This is a genomic window from Serratia nematodiphila DZ0503SBS1 (assembly GCF_000738675.1).
GTDB lineage: Bacteria > Pseudomonadota > Gammaproteobacteria > Enterobacterales > Enterobacteriaceae > Serratia > Serratia nematodiphila.
This window is the reverse complement of sequence record NZ_JPUX01000001.1, coordinates 4,003,189-4,018,628: the sequence shown is the minus strand read 5'-3', so window position 1 is coordinate 4,018,628 and position 15,440 is coordinate 4,003,189. Positions and strand designations below refer to the sequence as shown.

The window sequence follows — 15,440 nt, the reverse complement described above, 5'->3', positions numbered from 1 at the left end:
GATGGGTTATGTACTACGGTTTCGATATGGGCGGCACCAAGATTGAGCTGGGGGTGTTCGACGACAACCTGCAGCGCATTTGGCAAAAGCGAGTGCCGACGCCACGTGAAGACTACCGGCAACTGCTGGCCACGCTGTGCGATCTGACCCTTGAGGCGGATGCGTTTTGCGGCCGGCGCGGCAGCGTCGGCATCGGCATACCGGGCCTGCCCAACGACGATGACGGCACGCTGTTTACCGCCAACGTGCCGGCGGCGATGGGGCGTCCGCTGCCGCGCGATCTGGCGGCGCTGATCGGGCGCGAGGTGCGCGTCGATAACGACGCCAACTGCTTTGCGCTGTCGGAAGCCTGGGACGACGAGTTCCGCCGCTACCCGACGGTGCTGGGCATCATCCTCGGCACCGGCGTGGGCGGCGGCCTGATCGTCGATGGCAAGACGGTGCCTGGGCGCAACTATATCGCCGGCGAGTTCGGCCATTTGCGCCTGCCGGTGGACGCGCTCGAGGTGCTGGGGCGTGATGTGCCTCGCGTTGCCTGCGGGTGCGGCCATCAGGGTTGCATTGAAAATTACATATCGGGCCGCGGTTTCGAATGGATGTACGCCCATTTCTATGGCCGGCGCTTGCCTGCCATCGAGATCATTGCCCATTATCAGGCAGGTGAGCCGCAGGCGGTGGCTCACGTCGACCGCTTTATGGACGTGCTGGCGATCTGCCTGGGTAACCTGCTGACGGTGCTGGATCCGCATCTGGTGGTGATCGGCGGCGGGCTGTCGAATTTCGACGCCATTTACCAGGCGTTGCCGCAGCGGCTGCCGGCGCACCTGCTGCGGGTGGCCCGGCTGCCGCGCATCGAGAAGGCGCGCTATGGCGACGCCGGCGGCGTGCGCGGCGCGGCGTTCCTCAATTTGGCGCGCCCAACGTAATGGGCGTTGAGGCCGGGCGTGAATGTATGCAGCCAACAACGCCGCAACGTCCAGTAAGAAGGGTAAACAGGGAAAAGTAAGGAGAGAGTTAATGTACACTCGCCATCGGCTGTGTCAGTTTCGCAAGAGTAAGCATGTGCTGCATCAGCGCTTTCGTTCACGCATTTTTCATCGTGACACCATGGCGGCGGCCGAGCTGAAAAAGCCGTTTGTGGTGGTGTTGACCGGGGCCGGCATTTCGGCCGAGTCGGGCATTCGCACCTTCCGCGCCGCGGATGGGCTGTGGGAAGAGCACCGGGTGGAGGACGTCGCCACGCCGGAAGGTTTTCAGCGCGATCCGGCGCTGGTGCAGGCGTTTTACAATGAACGCCGCCGCCAGCTGCAGACGGAGGAGATCGCCCCGAACGCCGCACACCGCGCGTTGGCGGATTTGGAAGAGTGGTTGGGAGACAACTTCCTGCTGGTCACGCAAAACATTGATAACCTGCATGAGCGCGCCGGCAGCAAGCGGGTGCTGCACATGCACGGCGAACTGCTGAAGGTGCGTTGCACCCAGTCGGGGCAGGTGTTCGAATGGCCCGGCGATCTCAGCGTTGACGATCGTTGCCATTGCTGCCAGTTCCCGGCGCCGCTACGGCCGCACGTGGTGTGGTTCGGTGAGATGCCGCTGGGCATGGATGACATCTACCAGGCGCTGAGCAAGGCCGATTTCTTCGTCGCCATCGGCACCTCCGGCCATGTCTACCCGGCGGCCGGCTTCGTGCATGAGGCGCGGCTGGGCGGCGCTTACGCCATGGAGCTGAACCTGGAACCGAGCCAGGTAGAAAGCCAGTTCGATGAGAAACACTACGGTCTGGCCAGCGAAGTGGTGCCGCGTTTTGTGCACAAGTTCCTGGTGGGCAAGGTGGCGCGGGCCGACCGGCCCTGAGAAAGGCATCAGGGCGCAATGCGCGCCCTGATGGGATGGCGGGCGTATTAGCGCCCGGCTTTCAGCTTTTGGAAGTAGCTTTCGTACAGCGTGCTGGCGTCGCCGACGTCGTTTTGCCACTCGCCGTGCTCAATCACCGCCTTATCCGGGTAGAGTGACTTGTCGTTGGCGATCTCCGGCGACAGCAGCTTCTTCGCCGCCAGGTTCGGCGTCGGGTAACCGATGGTCTCCGCCACCTGCACCGCGATTTCCGGCCGCAGCAGGAAGTCGATCAGCTTCAGCGCCCCTTCGACGTTGCGCGCGTTGGCCGGAATGGCCAGGCTGTCCATCCAGAAGATCCCGCCTTCCTTCGGCCAGACGATCTCCAGCGGCGTGCCGGCCTGGCGCGCCACAAAGGCCGAGCCGTTCCACACCATGCCGACGTTGACTTCCCCTTCCATAAACGGGTTGCCCGGGTTGTCGGAGTTGAAGGCCAGCACGTTTGGCATCAATTTCTGCAGCTCGTGGTAGGCGGCTTCGATCTCTTTCGGGTCAGTGGTGTTGCCGGAATAGCCCAGCTTGAGCAGCGCCATCTGGAACACTTCGCGCGCGTCGTCGGTCAGCAGCAGGCGGCCTTTGTACTGCGGTTGCCACAGATCGGCCCAGGCGGTGACGGTGGACGGATCCTGCGCGTCGCTGTTGACGCCGATGGCGGTAGCGCCCCAGATGTAAGGGATGGAGTAGTCGTTGTTGGGATCGAACGGCTTGTTCAGCAGGGTGGGATCGAGATCCTTGAAGTGGCTGAGCTTGCTCTTGTCGATTTTTTGCAGCATGCCTTCCTTGCTCATCTTGGCGATGAAGTAGGTGGAGGGCACCACCAGATCGTACGCGCCGTCCTTGTAGGTCTTCAGCTTGGCGTACATGCTTTCGTTGGATTCATAGGTGGAATAGATCACCTTGATGCCGGTTTCTTTGGTGAACTGCTCCAGCAGCCCCGGCGGGACGTATTCAGTCCAGTTATAGAAATACAGCGTTTTGCCGTCAGAGGCGTTTGCAGAGCAGAAACTCAGCGCCATCATCCCGGCTGCGAGCAGATGTGACCACTTTTTCATGCAGCGTATCCTTCAGCAGTAGTGAGCCGAACCCGTATGGGCTGCCGTTTTCGGCCGCGCCATACCCCAGAAAGGGGCCATTATAGGGGCCGGGGCGGGGTGGGTAAAGGCGGTTATCCCGCTGGCAAATCAAGGGGTTCAGCGCCTTAAAGCGCATCACAATTTGTGTGTCTCGCGCTGGACAGGCGGTGAAGCGCGTGCGAAACAATAATTTTGGCGAATAAACGAGGGCAGCGATGAATTTCAAACAGGTCTTCAGCCAGGCTGAGCTCAGCAAGACGGATCTGACGATTTTGCACTGCATTCTCGACAACCCGGACGCCTGCATCGACGACGGCATCCGTGCGGTGTCCGCACGCTGCTACAGTTCCCCCTCGACGCTGGTGCGGCTGGCTAAAAAGCTGGGCTTTCGCGGCTATCTCGAACTGGTCTATTTCATCAAATTCAACCTGACGATGGCGCCGGCTTACCAGGCGGAACGCGCTACGTCGGCGGCACCGCCGGCCCAGCAGGCGCAGTTTCTCGATCTGCTCGACAACGGCAAGATCCTGATCCACGGCAGCGGTTTTTCGCAGCTGGTGGCTCAATATATGTACAACAAGTTTATGACGCTGGGTGTAGACAGTTATCTGTCGCTGTGGCCGGATTTCGACATTCTTGACCGTGAGACGCGCTTTCGCTTCGACATGGTGATCGTGATTTCAAAGTCGGGCAACAGCGGCTCGGCGCTGAGCTGGAGCGAGGCGGTGAAGCGTAACCGCATTCTGCTGGCGGCCTTCTGCGGCGACGGCGGCAGCCCGCTGGCGCAGCAGGCCGACATGACCTTTCTGTTTGAGGACCGGCAAAAATACGATCACGATATCTACTATCCCAACCCGTTTTTCGGCCACTGTCTGTTGGGATTCGAGAATGTGATCACCGCCTGGTTTGAACGTCGCGGCCGCTGACGGCCGCACCGTTTAGCGCCAGTGCCCGGCATACGCGCGGTGGGCCTGCAGGTACTCCTCTACCAGCGTTTTTGCCAGCGAGTAGGAGTTGACCAGCGGGTGCACCATCAGCGCCTTGATGGCCAGTTGGCGGTTGCCGGTCAGGATCGCCGCCACCGCCAGCCGTTCGTACTCTTTCACCTGCGAAATCAGGTTTTTCTGGGTGTCGGGAATATCGCGCATTTTGACCGGCTGAATGCCGGCGCTGCTCAATTCGCAGCTGATTTCGATCACGTCATCCGGGTGCAGAAAATCGAGCGTGTCGCGGTTTTGCATCGACACCACCACGCGTTTTTGCCGGCCGCTGTTGACCGCCTCCAGAATGTCGATCGCCACCCCGGCATAGCCGCCGCTGTCCGGCTGCTCGATAAACTGTTGCAGCGTCAGCATCTCGCGCGTTTTCACCTTGCCCTGGTTGGACTCGCGCTGCATGTAGGAGTTTTCGCGCTGCAGATAATGGCTGAAATAGACAGAGAAGGCGTGTTCCAACTGGTGGGGGATGTCCAGCTCGCCTAACTCTGACAGCATTTGGCGGTTGATCGCCGCGATTTGTTCGCCGCGGGTCTCGCCGCCCGCGACGATGGCGGCGATCGCCTGCTCACGATAGTAGTAATAATAGAGATACTCGTTGAGCATCAAATTGTCCGACAGCGCCACCAACTCCGGCGAGAAGTATTTCATGCAGGTATCACGATACAGGCGCGGATCCGCCAGCAACCGTTCCGTGACCGGTTCGCCGTTGACGCGCGCATTGCGGAACCAGGAAAGATGGTTGAGGCCGAAGCAGTCGACGCTCAGTTGGTCTTCGCGGCAGCCCAGCAGCTCTGCCAGTTCGCGGATAAACTCGCTGGGGGCGTCGCAGATGCCGTAGACCCGGCGTTGGAAGCCGGATTTGATGATCGCCTCGGTCACCATGCCGGAAGGATTGGTAAAGTTGAACAAGACCGCGTCCGGCGAGGAAAGCTGCTCGATCAGGCGGCAATAGTCGAGGATCGCCGGAATCGAACGCATCGCCATGGCGAAGCCGCCGGCGCCGGTGGTTTCTTGCCCGAGCAACTGGTGATTGAGTGCGATGCGCTCGTCATGGATGCGGCCTTCCTCGCCGCCGATGCGCAGGGTGGTGATGATGTAGTCGGCGCCTTGCAGCGCCTGGCGCGGATCGCTGCTGAGGCTGAAAGCAATGTCGCCGCGAATGCGCTGGAATACGCCCTGCGCGAGGGCGCCGTAGATCGCCAGATGGCGCTCATCGGTATCCATAAACACCACTTCGGTAATGCCGATGCGATGGGCGTTATAGGCGATGGATTTGGCGAGGAACGGGGAACGCACGCCGCCGCCGCCGAGAACGGTTAATTTCATTCGATATCTCCCATTAATAAAGCGTTAGAGTGCCGCTAAATATTTTTCTACCTGATTTTTGACCTTGCCGACCGTGACGCCGTAAATCACCTGCACTTCACGGCGATTCTTCACTACGCCTTTGGCGCCGGTGCTTTTTAACGCGGCCTCATCCACCCGCGTCATATCCTTTAATTCCACCCGCAGCCGGGTAAAGCAGTTATCGACGGAAATAATGTTTTCCTTGCCGCCCAGCGCGCGAATAATGATGCCGCTCGGCTCGTCCGGGGTATTTTTGCGGTTCCGGTAATCCTGTTTGGAATAGAGTCTGACGTCCTGATCATCTTCACGACCCGGCGTCTTCAGATTGAGCTTCAGCACCAGCGTTTTGAACACCAGGTAATACACCGCAAACTGCACCAGGCCGATGACCACGTACAGCGGCCAGCGGGTGAGGGAAACCGGCAGCGGCAGGTTATAGGCCAGGAACTCGACCAGCCCGCTGGCGCCCCAGGGGCGCACCTGCAACAGGTTGCAGGCCACCTGCGACAGCGCGGTCAACACGGCATGGATCACCCACAGCAGCGGAGAGATGAACAGGAAAGTGAACTCAATCGGCTCGGTGATGCCGACCAGGATCGAGGTGGTGATGGCCGGGATCAGAATCGCCTTGGCCAGCATTTTCTTTTCCGGCTTGGCGGTGTGATAGAAAGCCAATGCCGCGCCCGACAGGCCGAAGATGGTCACCATCCCTTGCTGTGAGAAGCGCAGCGCTTCGTTCATCAGCGGCGAGATGCTCGGGTCGCGCATATAGGCCAGGAAAATCGCCTGCGAGCCGGAGACGGTCTGGCCGTCCTGCACGATCGAACCGCCGATGCTGGTGAGCTGGAACGGCGACCAGATAAAGTGGTGCAGCCCGGTGGGGATCAGGAATTTCTCAAAGAAGCCGTAGACGAATACCCCGAGCGAGCCGGCGCTTTTCATAAAGCCGGTCAGCGCGATCAGGCCCTGTGAGATCGCCGGCCACAGGTAGCTGAAGGCGACGGCGTACAGCATGATGATCGGCGTCATGGCAATCAGCACCAGCTTGGCGCCGCCGTAGACCGAGAACACGCCGTTGAGTTCGACGTTGCACAGGCGGTTATGCACCCAGGCGATGGTGACGCCGAGGATAAGACCGAGGAAAATGCCCATATCCACCACGGTAAAACCCAGCAACTCCGTCTGCCCGGTGCCGTAATATTCGCCGTTGATCTTGGCCGCGACGTGGCCGCTGAATTGCAGATAAGAAGAATTGGCGCCGAGGAACATGATAAAGCACATCACGGCGACCAGCGCCGCTTCGCTTTTCTTGTCTTTGGCCAGGCCGTAGGTAATGCCGATGCAGAAAATCAGCCCGAGGTTGCCGAATAATGGCCAGAAGGTATCGCCGATCATTTTACCGATAGAGAAGACGGCGGAATGTTCATTGATTAATGTGGCATTGGTGAGAATAGAACTGAGCGCCAGGATCAGACCGATTACCGGCAGGAAAAATATCGGCCCCATCATGGCTTTGGAGAAAAGCTGCAGCTTGCTTAAGATATTATCGATAATACCTTTCATGGCAGTTCCTTTTTATATTTTAATGGATGGCGACGTTGCTGAATAAACTCCCTGGAAGCGAGAAAAAAATAAGGCACCTTGCCTGAATTCAGTTATAGGGGGAAGTTTTCGCCGCTGCAATCGGCGGGGCGGAAATAGGCACCGATGGTCAGGGAGTGACAACCGGTGCCGGTTGTGAAGGGGATCACAACCGGGCGCCGCAGCGCCCGGCGGGAAGGGTTACTCGGCCTTGGGCGAGCGATCGCGCATCACCCACTGGCTGGCGATCACCAGCACCAGCGACAGCAGCAGCAAAATGGTGGCCAGCGCGTTGACCTCCGGCGAGACGCCGACTTTCACCATCGAGTAGATCTTCAGCGGCAAAATCTCGTAGCTCGGCCCGGTGACGAAGGAGGAGACCACCACGTCGTCCATCGACAGGGTGAAGCTCAGCAGCCAACCGGCCGCCACCGCCGGCATCGCCAGCGGCAGGATGATTTTGCGCAGGATGGTGAACTCGCTTGCGCCGAGATCGCGCGCGGCTTCCAGCATCTTCACGTCGAAGCCTTTCAGGCGCGCGTAGACGGTCACCACCACGAACGGCAGGCAGAAGGTGATGTGCGAGAACAGCAGCGACCAGAAGCCGAGCGAAATGCCCAGCAGCATGAACAGCACCAGCAGCGAGATGGCCATCACTATGTCCGGCGACATCATCACCACGAACAGCATGCCGCCGACAAACGGTTTGCCGCGGAAGCGGTAGCGGTACAGCGCCACCGCGGTCAGCGAGCCGATCAGCGTGGCGAAGGTGGCGGAGAGCACCGCCATGGTCAGCGAGTGGCCCGCGGCCTGCAGCAGGCTGTCGTTATTCAGCAGGGTGCTGTACCACTTGGTGGTAAACCCTTGCCAATTGATGCCGAAGCGCGAGGCGTTGAAGGAGTTGACGATCAGGATGACGATCGGGATATACAGATAGGCGTATACCAGCGTCATAAAGCCGCCGCGCAGCAGACGTCCGATCATGCCAGATCCTCCTTCTTGTTCAGCAGGCGTGCGGCCCGGTAATAAACCAGCAGCAACAGCCCCATCACCAGCGTCAGGCAGATGCTGGTGGCCGCGCCGAACGGCCAGTCGCGGATATTGAGGAACTGGCTTTTAATCACGTTGCCGATCAGCAGGTTTTTGGCGCCGCCCATCAGATCGGCGACGAAGAACAGCCCCATCGCCGGCAGCACCACCAGCAGGCAGCCGGCGATAATGCCCGGCATGGTCAGCGGCACGATGATGCGGATAAAGGTTTGCAGCTTGCTGGCGCCGAGATCGCGCGCCGCCTCCAGGCAGGACTTATCGAGCTTTTCGATGCTGGAGTAGAGCGGCATCACCATAAACGGCAACAGGATATACACCAGGCCGAGGACGACCGCTTCCGAGGTGTACATGATGCGCAGCGGCTTGTCGATGACGCCGATCCACAGCAGCGCGTCGTTGAGATAGCCCCGGGTGCTGAGAAACAGCTTCAGGCCGTAGATGCGGATCAGCGAGTTGGTCCAGAAGGGCACGATCAGCAGAAACAGCAGCAGCGGCCGCACCTTCTGCGGCAACCGCGCCAGGATAAAGGCGAACGGATAGCCGATCGCCAGGCAGCACAGGGTGGCGATCAGCGCCATGTTCAGCGAGTGCAGCAGCACCTGGGCGTACAACGGATCGAACAAGCGCCGGTAGTTGTCCAGCGTGAACACCATCTGCACCAGGTTGGCGTCGTCGCGGGTCAGGAAGCTGGCGCCGATGATCATCAGGTTCGGCATGAACACGAACAGCAACAGCCAGGCGACGACGCCGACGATCACCACATTCTGGAAGACTTTACGCGATTTCTTCATCGGCCAGCACCACCTCCCAGCTTTCAACCCAGGTTACCGCCATCTTCTGATTGAGCGAGTGATCGACGTCCGGATCGTCTTCGTTGAAGAATTCGCTGACCATCACCGTTTTGCCGCTCTCCAGCTCGACCACCGATTCCAGCGTCATGCCTTTGTAGTTGCGCTCGCGCACGTAGCCGATCAGCCCGTCGTGCTGCGCGCTGTCGTTCACTTCTTCCACCCGCAGATCCTCCGGACGCAGCAGCACCTTCAGCTTTTGGCCCGGCTCTACCGGCAGATCGGCGTAGATGTCGCACTCGCGGCCTTCCACGTTGGCGCGCACCCGCTGCGGATCGAGGCGTTGCAGGACCACCGCGTCGAAGATGTTGATCTCGCCGATGAAGCTGGCGACGAACAGGTTCTTCGGCTCTTCGTAGATCTCACGCGGCGTGCCGTCCTGCTCAATGCGGCCTTCGCGCATCACCACGATGCGATCCGACATGGTCAGCGCCTCTTCCTGATCGTGGGTGACGAACACGAAGGTGATGCCCAGTTTGCGCTGCAGCGCTTTCAGTTCGTTCTGCATCTGCTTGCGCAGCTTGTAGTCCAGCGCCGACAGCGATTCGTCCAGCAGCAGCACCTTCGGCTTGTTGACCACCGCGCGGGCGATGGCCACGCGCTGCTGTTGGCCGCCGGAGAGCTGGCCCGGCCGCCGCTTGGCAAAGTCGTCCAGCTGCACCATGCGCAGCGCCTCTTCGACGCGCGGCGTCAGTTCCGCCGCCGGCACCTTTTGCATGCGCAGGCCGAAGGCGACGTTGTCGAACACCGACATGTGCGGAAACAGAGCGTAGCTTTGAAACACGGTGTTGACGTGGCGATGTTCGGCCGGAATGGCGGTGATGTCCTGGCCGTCGAGCACGATGCGGCCCACATCGGCGTCTTCCAGACCGGCGATCAGGCGCAGCACCGTGGTTTTGCCACAGCCGGAGGGGCCGAGAATGGTGAGGAATTCGCCGTGGTTAATCGTCAGATCCAGATCGGCAATGATGGTTTTGCCATCGAACGCTTTGCTCAGGGCATGCAGTTCAACAAGGGGAGTCGGAGAGGATGTCTCAGTCATTTATCGTATTACTCTATCCCGTGGGCTAATGCAGATAGAACCGTAACTGGAAAAGACTGCCGGAGCTTGCGGGATACCCGCTGATCAAATGAAGCTCAAACCAGTTACGCCAATGGAAATTTTTCGAGCGCGCATGATAGACGCTGAATGCCGGAATTGAAAGCCGATCCGGCCCAGATGCCGCGTTTTTCATCATGATAGCGACAAATGACCCTGTGATGACAGCATTATTCCCCTCAGAAATCATCACAAAGATTAATGATATTGGCGAATTCTGGTTAAAAATGACCTGACGCAATATTTGATCCTGATCGGTTCCGCATAATGAAACGCGATATTCTGAGGGGCCGCTACCATGGACAAATTACTTGACCGCTTTTTCAACTACGTCTCTTTCGACACCCAGTCCAAAGCGAACGTAAAGCATGTGCCGAGCACCGACGGGCAGTTGAAGCTGGCGCGTGCGTTGCAGCAGGAAATGATCGCGCTCGGCTTCGAGCGGGTGTCGCTCAGCGAACACGGCTGCGTGATGGGCACCTGGCCGGGTAACGTCGCCTGGCCGGTGCCGGCGGTCGGTTTCATCGCCCATCTGGATACTTCGCCGGATTTCAGTGGCAAGCACGTCAATCCGCAGATCGTCGAGAACTATCGCGGCGGCGACATTGCGCTCGGCATCGGTGATGAAGTGCTGTCGCCGGTGATGTTCCCGATCCTGCACCAGATGCTGGGGCAGACGCTGATCACCACCGACGGCAAAACGCTGCTGGGCGCCGACGACAAGGCGGGCATCGCCGAGATCCTCACCGCCATGGTGCGCCTGCGCGCTCGCAAGATCCCGCACGGCGACATCCGCGTGGCCTTCACTCCGGACGAGGAGGTGGGCAAGGGGGCGCAGCTGTTCGACGTGGCGGCCTTCAATGCGGAATGGGCCTACACGGTGGACGGCGGCGGCGTCGGCGAGCTGGAGTGCGAAAACTTCAACGCCGCCTCGGTGACGATCAAAATCCTCGGCAACAGCGTACACCCCGGCAGCGCCAAGGGAGTGATGGTCAACGCGCTGTCGCTGGCCACCCGCATTCATCAGGCGCTGCCGGCGGACGAAGCGGCGGAGACCACCGAAGGCTACCAGGGCTTTTATCATCTCAGCAGCATCAAGGGCAGCGTGGAGCGCGCCGAAATGCACTACATTCTGCGCGACTTCGAGCGCGAAGGGTTCGAGGCGCGCAAGCGCAAGATGGTGGACATCGCCCGTGAGGTCGGCAAAGGCCTGCCGCGCGATTGCTATATCGAAGTCAGCATCGAAGACAGCTATTACAACATGCGCGAACAGGTGGCGGAGCACCCGCACGTGATCGCGCTGGCGCAGCAGGCGATGCGCGATTGCGACATCGAACCGGTGATGAAGCCGATCCGCGGCGGCACCGACGGCGCGCAGCTGTCGTTCCGCGGCCTGCCGTGCCCGAACCTGTTCACCGGCGGCTACAACTACCACGGCAAGCACGAGTTCGTGACGCTGGAGGGCATGGAGCAAGCGGTGGCGGTGATCATGCGCATCGCGGCGCTGGCCGCCGAGCGGGCGCGGTAAACACCTTCGTTCCCCGGCCGGCTTGCGCCGGCCCGCACTCCCTTTTCTGATCCGCCCGGCGGGGCCCAGCGCGCCCGCCGTTCACTTTATGACCGCCTTTCTCACGGTTGTCTTGATCGTCAGAGGGCTGGCCGCTTTTAGCAGCAATTCCGAGTGTGTAATAGATAAAAATTAAACGAGCAACTTTTGGCTTGGTTAAAAACTATTTATAAACAATCGCGGTTCCACGTGAATTACTTGCCACTTCCAATGAGGTTATTTTGAAGTAAGCACCCCCCATTTTATCTGCTTGGTCAGATAACCCCTGGATAATCTCTGATGTGGAAGCGTTAGGATTACTGTAACTGACACTGCCAATTTTATTTTTTCCAGCAGGAAGCGGTGTTGAAAATGTCACCTCAGTCGCAGCCATGCTGGCAGCAGAGAAAATGATTGCGCTGAAAATAATTATTTTCTTCATGGTAAGTTCTCCATTTGTATGATTTCTTGAATGTGTAAATATTTTACGATAAAAATTTTCTTTGTGATAAACAAAAGAAGACATCGGATGAACATTAACGGTCAATATGGAATAGGATTCTTCTTCTGTTTTTGATATTTTAAAGTCATCTATGGCTGAATAAAGAGATTTTTACGATATCGGTCAGGTGTGGTTCCAGATATTTTCTCAAACATGATAATAAAGGAAGATGGATTCCCATATCCTAATTGCCAGGCGATTTCTTGAATGGTCATACTGGTTTTCAACAAAGACAGTGAGTGGATAAAACGCAGGCGCGAACGCCATTCACGAAATGGCATGTGTAATTTCTCGTTAAATCTTCTGGAGAGCGTTTTTTCTGAGGCGAAGACTTTCTTACCCCACTGCTGCAGCGTACAGTTATCACCCGGATTATTGTGCAGGTATTCAATGATCGGGCTTATATATTTATCTGTAGTGCTCGGCAAGTAAGTTAGCCTTTTTGAGCTCTCTTCCAGTTGGTCGATAATGACATTCGAAAGATTGAGATCTTTATCATTGGCCAGGATGTCCACGTGACGGTCTAAGAGGTCGTTAATGATAGCTCGATTTATTTCTGAAACCTCAATAATGCACGGCGTGGCAGATAAACGATGGCAATATTTAGCGGGAATCGAGATTGAGCAGTAGTCCGTATTTTTCTCGTTATAGCTGGAATGCAGAATGCCAGGGGGGATCCACACTGAGTATTGCCAGGGCGCGATGAGGCTTTCCTCATTGTTAATGTTGATCTCCATAACGCCAATATTGATGACATTAAGCTGACCCCAATCGTGTTTATGCAGTACCACTTCGGTGTTTGCCGTTAGAGAAGCGCTAAGTACGCTAATATATTCATCGGATATCTTTAATCCTTCCAGCAGCGAATTATGGTAGTTTTTATTCTTCATAAACGGCTCCAATCTCATTTATAATTGAGAGAATACACAGGGAAACTCTCTTCAACTCACCACTCTCTTCTGCTATCTGTGCCTGTAGTGCGCCTGCACAGTCTGGGTCCACATGAAGAATGCCCTCTTTGGCCCACAGCTGCAACTGACGGATTAACGGTAAAAGCGGCGTATTTTCAAGCCTGTGAAATTTTACATGACACATGATGATGTACAACGACATCAGGTCGGCTAAAACGCTAAAGTCATCACGGGTGTGCGCGATCAACATTGCACTTCTGCGCAGTTTATCGTGCATGCTTTTTAGCTGGGCATGGAGGTCAAAACTTTCCTTTTTAATGTCCTGGAGAATGAGCGTTATTGCATCTTTTATCAGATCGCGATTTTTGATTTTTTTGCTTTCTGGAAACAGCATAACCAGCCCCAGGCCTGCAATGCCTACGCCGGCAATCCCCCCCAGAGAACTCTGCATAAAGACGGAGAAACTGACCGGCTCACCGTTGGAAGGTTGAACAGAGAAGTAAAACTGTGTCAGGAAGGTGATACCGATTAAGAATGTCTTACTTTCGACCAGCAGCCTGCCACCGTAAATCATAAATGGCAGTTGAGAAAAGAAGTAAATGGCAGGCTGCGTATAGGCATAGCTAAAACCATAGATGAAATGAATATAAATCCACGCACCAATGACGCCCTGGATCGTACCGTTAAAAATCTCTTTGGCTGCACTCAAGGGGGCAGGGAAAGATGAGAGCAGGACGATATAGACAATGCCCAGAATGGTCATATCACTCCCGCCATCCCACCCTGACAGGTACCACAACGTAAACAGCAATACGGATACCAACAAGGTTCTGATTCCACGCTGTAACGCTTGGGAAACCGATTTGTACTCCGGAAAGCGATGAGGTCGGTCAATCGCCTTATCGCGAAATTTTCCCCACTCTCTTTTATAACGTACCGATTGGGTCACGATGTTGTCGTAGTCGCGCTGAATATTGACGGAGATTTCACCACCAATACGCAACGAGTGTCGCAGTGTGTTGGCGTAGAAAAATGCCATCAGGGCCACATAGGAAAAGCGGTCAAACAGGTTTGCGGAACGCAGGCTAAATGCGGACTCATATTTGATAATGGTTTTATTGGCGATAAGTTCCGAGACATTATTGAAGTTACCCTTAAGTTCATCGAGAGATACCTCTTGCCTTCTGGCGATCTTTTTGTGCAGTAGCAGCGCGCCTCTATAGATGGACAGAATCCTCTCGTTCACATTGAAGTTGCTGTAGTGCATAAACATAAGCAGGGAAGTGACCACGAGTATCCCCATACCCATCGTGACATCAGTAGCGCGAAAAATTAAGTTATGGAATGCCCTCTGTGGGTCTCCCAGTACCGGGATGGATATGAATGCGTATGTATATCCGGCAAGCTGATATATATAGGTATTTTCGCTCATGACAAAGCTCGACACCACAGTCATGGTCGTTACCCACAGAAGCGAGAGGCCAATGAAAAAGAATGGATTTTCCGGAAACAGGAACGCAGCAATAAAAGAGAACAATATCCCCAACCCGGTGCCGATCAGCCGGTTTCTGGCCTTGAGATATAGGGTGCCGACAAAAGACTGTGAAACGACAATTGCACTCATGATGGAGGTGGCGACACCGTCGATGCTAAAGTAAAAGGAGCACAGTTGAATAATAAATATGGCGATACTGAGATGGATGATGCGCAGCGCGCTTAGTGATATTTTCATTGTTCCTCGACGATTTCCACCGTGCAGGTCATGCCGGAGATCAGTGCTTCGTAGCCTTTTTCGTGGGGATCGATAACGATGCGCACGGGGATCCTCATTGGCAGGCGAACCCACTCAAATGTCGGATTGATATCGTGTAACTCACCGGTGCTGCTTTTATCGCTACTGTCAATGATGCCGCGGGAGATGCTGTCGACTCTCCCTTCATATTGATTATTTTTATTCAGCAGGATAATTTTTGCTTTCTGATTAGGCTTGATTCTTTGGATCTGATCCTCTTGGAAATAGGCATATACATAGAAAGAGTCCTTTTTTACGATTGAGACAATGTTTTTTCCCGCATTCAGATAATCGCCGGGGTGAATAAGCAGGTTGGTAATATAGCCGTCGGTGGGGGCATAAATTCTAGTTTTACTTAGAGCAAGTTCCGCTTTGCGGTTTTCCTCAACCGCTGATGAATAGTTCGCCAGTGCCATTGCGTAGTTCAGTGCGGCGTTTTCTACATCTTCTTGGCTGATGACCTCTCCGGCCAAACCCTTTCGTCGGTTATACCTATTTTTTAGACGACTGACTTCAACCTTTTTTGACTGCATGGCGTGATAACTTTCTGCGGCGATGATTTTGTATTCGCGTTCATCAACGACAAATAACAGCTGCCCTTTTTTAACGGGTTGGTTATCATGCACATAGACACTTTCCACATAGCCGTTGACCTCGCTCGACAAGGCAATGACGTCACTCCTCACTCTGCCATCGCGGGTCCATAGACCGTATACTTGTTTCGAATAAACAGCGTAAACAGAGATACACCCTAGAACAAATATCAGTAATGTCAGGTAAATATTTCTGGTGGTTTTCAT

15 protein-coding genes are annotated in these 15,440 nt (G+C 56.0%); 4 read left to right on the top strand and 11 right to left on the bottom strand.

What is annotated here, in order from left to right:
• Positions 1-8: 8 nt before the first annotated feature.
• Together nagK and cobB are read left to right on the top strand one after the other, a co-directional pair.
• On the top strand, positions 9-926 hold the full coding sequence (gene nagK / locus JL05_RS18545; RefSeq protein ID WP_033633294.1) for an N-acetylglucosamine kinase: 918 nt from the start codon (positions 9-11) through the stop codon (positions 924-926).
• Positions 927-1,017: 91 nt separating this feature from the next.
• Positions 1,018-1,854 carry a Sir2 family NAD+-dependent deacetylase gene (gene cobB / locus JL05_RS18540; protein WP_033633293.1) on the top strand — a complete coding sequence of 279 codons (837 nt, stop codon included), beginning with the start codon at positions 1,018-1,020 and terminating at the stop codon, positions 1,852-1,854.
• Positions 1,855-1,901: 47 nt separating this feature from the next.
• On the opposite strand, the gene potD is transcribed toward cobB, so the two are convergent.
• Both potD and JL05_RS25450 read right to left on the bottom strand, forming a co-directional pair.
• On the bottom strand, positions 1,902-2,945 hold the full coding sequence (gene potD / locus JL05_RS18535) for a spermidine/putrescine ABC transporter substrate-binding protein PotD (protein ID WP_033633291.1): 1,044 nt from the start codon (positions 2,943-2,945) through the stop codon (positions 1,902-1,904).
• A complete protein-coding gene (locus JL05_RS25450) occupies positions 2,875-3,192 on the bottom strand; it encodes a hypothetical protein (RefSeq protein WP_134954151.1) in 318 nt (105 codons plus the stop codon). The genes potD and JL05_RS25450 overlap by 71 nt, the downstream gene beginning before the upstream one ends.
• On the opposite strand from JL05_RS25450, the gene JL05_RS18530 reads away from it, so the two are divergent.
• The gene (locus tag JL05_RS18530; protein WP_004941137.1) at positions 3,182-3,892 is read left to right on the top strand and encodes a MurR/RpiR family transcriptional regulator; all 711 of its coding nucleotides are present in this window, start codon (positions 3,182-3,184) and stop codon (positions 3,890-3,892) included. The two genes, JL05_RS25450 and JL05_RS18530, sit on opposite strands and share 11 nt — an antisense overlap.
• 12 nt (positions 3,893-3,904) lie before the next feature.
• Here JL05_RS18530 and JL05_RS18525 read toward each other — a convergent pair whose 3' ends face one another.
• From JL05_RS18525 to potA, 5 genes are all read right to left on the bottom strand, one after another.
• Complete coding sequence (locus JL05_RS18525) at positions 3,905-5,290, bottom strand: family 4 glycosyl hydrolase (protein WP_033633290.1); 1,386 nt, start codon at positions 5,288-5,290, stop codon at positions 3,905-3,907.
• Between the two features lie 24 nt (positions 5,291-5,314).
• The gene (locus JL05_RS18520) at positions 5,315-6,874 is read right to left on the bottom strand and encodes a PTS transporter subunit EIIC (RefSeq protein ID WP_033633289.1); all 1,560 of its coding nucleotides are present in this window, start codon (positions 6,872-6,874) and stop codon (positions 5,315-5,317) included.
• 219 nt (positions 6,875-7,093) lie between these two features.
• Positions 7,094-7,876, bottom strand: a complete 783-nt coding sequence (gene potC, locus JL05_RS18515; RefSeq protein WP_004941147.1) for a spermidine/putrescine ABC transporter permease PotC — start codon at positions 7,874-7,876, stop codon at positions 7,094-7,096.
• Positions 7,873-8,733 carry a spermidine/putrescine ABC transporter permease PotB gene (gene potB, locus JL05_RS18510; RefSeq protein ID WP_004941149.1) on the bottom strand — a complete coding sequence of 287 codons (861 nt, stop codon included), beginning with the start codon at positions 8,731-8,733 and terminating at the stop codon, positions 7,873-7,875. The genes potC and potB overlap by 4 nt, the downstream gene beginning before the upstream one ends.
• Positions 8,717-9,832 carry a spermidine/putrescine ABC transporter ATP-binding protein PotA gene (gene potA / locus JL05_RS18505; RefSeq protein ID WP_004941151.1) on the bottom strand — a complete coding sequence of 372 codons (1,116 nt, stop codon included), beginning with the start codon at positions 9,830-9,832 and terminating at the stop codon, positions 8,717-8,719. Before potA ends, potB begins: the two co-directional genes overlap by 17 nt.
• Before the next feature lie 355 nt (positions 9,833-10,187).
• Between potA and pepT the strand changes: the two genes are divergently transcribed.
• A complete protein-coding gene (pepT, locus tag JL05_RS18500; RefSeq protein ID WP_033633288.1) occupies positions 10,188-11,417 on the top strand; it encodes a peptidase T in 1,230 nt (409 codons plus the stop codon).
• A 202-nt stretch (positions 11,418-11,619) separates the two neighbouring features.
• Here the strand turns inward: pepT and JL05_RS24980 are convergent, their stop codons facing one another.
• From JL05_RS24980 to JL05_RS18485, 4 genes are all read right to left on the bottom strand, one after another.
• Entirely contained in the window at positions 11,620-11,961 is a 342-nt protein-coding gene (locus JL05_RS24980; RefSeq protein ID WP_080347684.1) for a YdgH/BhsA/McbA family protein, read from the bottom strand.
• Between the two features lie 65 nt (positions 11,962-12,026).
• Positions 12,027-12,827: an AraC family transcriptional regulator gene (locus JL05_RS18495; RefSeq protein ID WP_049278645.1), complete on the bottom strand. Its 801-nt coding sequence runs from the start codon at positions 12,825-12,827 to the stop codon at positions 12,027-12,029.
• A complete protein-coding gene (locus JL05_RS18490; protein ID WP_033633287.1) occupies positions 12,817-14,580 on the bottom strand; it encodes an FUSC family protein in 1,764 nt (587 codons plus the stop codon). Before JL05_RS18490 ends, JL05_RS18495 begins: the two co-directional genes overlap by 11 nt.
• Positions 14,577-15,440, bottom strand: a complete 864-nt coding sequence (locus JL05_RS18485; protein ID WP_050501257.1) for an efflux RND transporter periplasmic adaptor subunit — start codon at positions 15,438-15,440, stop codon at positions 14,577-14,579. The genes JL05_RS18490 and JL05_RS18485 overlap by 4 nt, the downstream gene beginning before the upstream one ends.

Excerpts from the sequence above, each read along its gene's own strand:
- JL05_RS18490 (WP_033633287.1), bottom strand. The coding sequence starts at position 14,580 with ATGAAAATATCACTAAGCGCGCTGCGCATCATCCATCTCAGTATCGCC.
- nagK (WP_033633294.1), top strand. The coding sequence starts at position 9 with ATGTACTACGGTTTCGATATGGGCGGCACCAAGATTGAGCTGGGGGTG.
- JL05_RS18530 (WP_004941137.1), top strand. The coding sequence starts at position 3,182 with ATGAATTTCAAACAGGTCTTCAGCCAGGCTGAGCTCAGCAAGACGGAT.
- JL05_RS18485 (WP_050501257.1), bottom strand. The coding sequence starts at position 15,440 with ATGAAAACCACCAGAAATATTTACCTGACATTACTGATATTTGTTCTA.
- pepT (WP_033633288.1), top strand. The coding sequence starts at position 10,188 with ATGGACAAATTACTTGACCGCTTTTTCAACTACGTCTCTTTCGACACC.
- JL05_RS18520 (WP_033633289.1), bottom strand. The coding sequence starts at position 6,874 with ATGAAAGGTATTATCGATAATATCTTAAGCAAGCTGCAGCTTTTCTCC.
- potA (WP_004941151.1), bottom strand. The coding sequence starts at position 9,832 with ATGACTGAGACATCCTCTCCGACTCCCCTTGTTGAACTGCATGCCCTG.
- JL05_RS18525 (WP_033633290.1), bottom strand. The coding sequence starts at position 5,290 with ATGAAATTAACCGTTCTCGGCGGCGGCGGCGTGCGTTCCCCGTTCCTC.
- JL05_RS24980 (WP_080347684.1), bottom strand. The coding sequence starts at position 11,961 with ATGTCTTCTTTTGTTTATCACAAAGAAAATTTTTATCGTAAAATATTT.
- potD (WP_033633291.1), bottom strand. The coding sequence starts at position 2,945 with ATGAAAAAGTGGTCACATCTGCTCGCAGCCGGGATGATGGCGCTGAGT.
- JL05_RS18495 (WP_049278645.1), bottom strand. The coding sequence starts at position 12,827 with ATGAAGAATAAAAACTACCATAATTCGCTGCTGGAAGGATTAAAGATA.
- potB (WP_004941149.1), bottom strand. The coding sequence starts at position 8,733 with ATGAAGAAATCGCGTAAAGTCTTCCAGAATGTGGTGATCGTCGGCGTC.
- cobB (WP_033633293.1), top strand. The coding sequence starts at position 1,018 with ATGTACACTCGCCATCGGCTGTGTCAGTTTCGCAAGAGTAAGCATGTG.
- potC (WP_004941147.1), bottom strand. The coding sequence starts at position 7,876 with ATGATCGGACGTCTGCTGCGCGGCGGCTTTATGACGCTGGTATACGCC.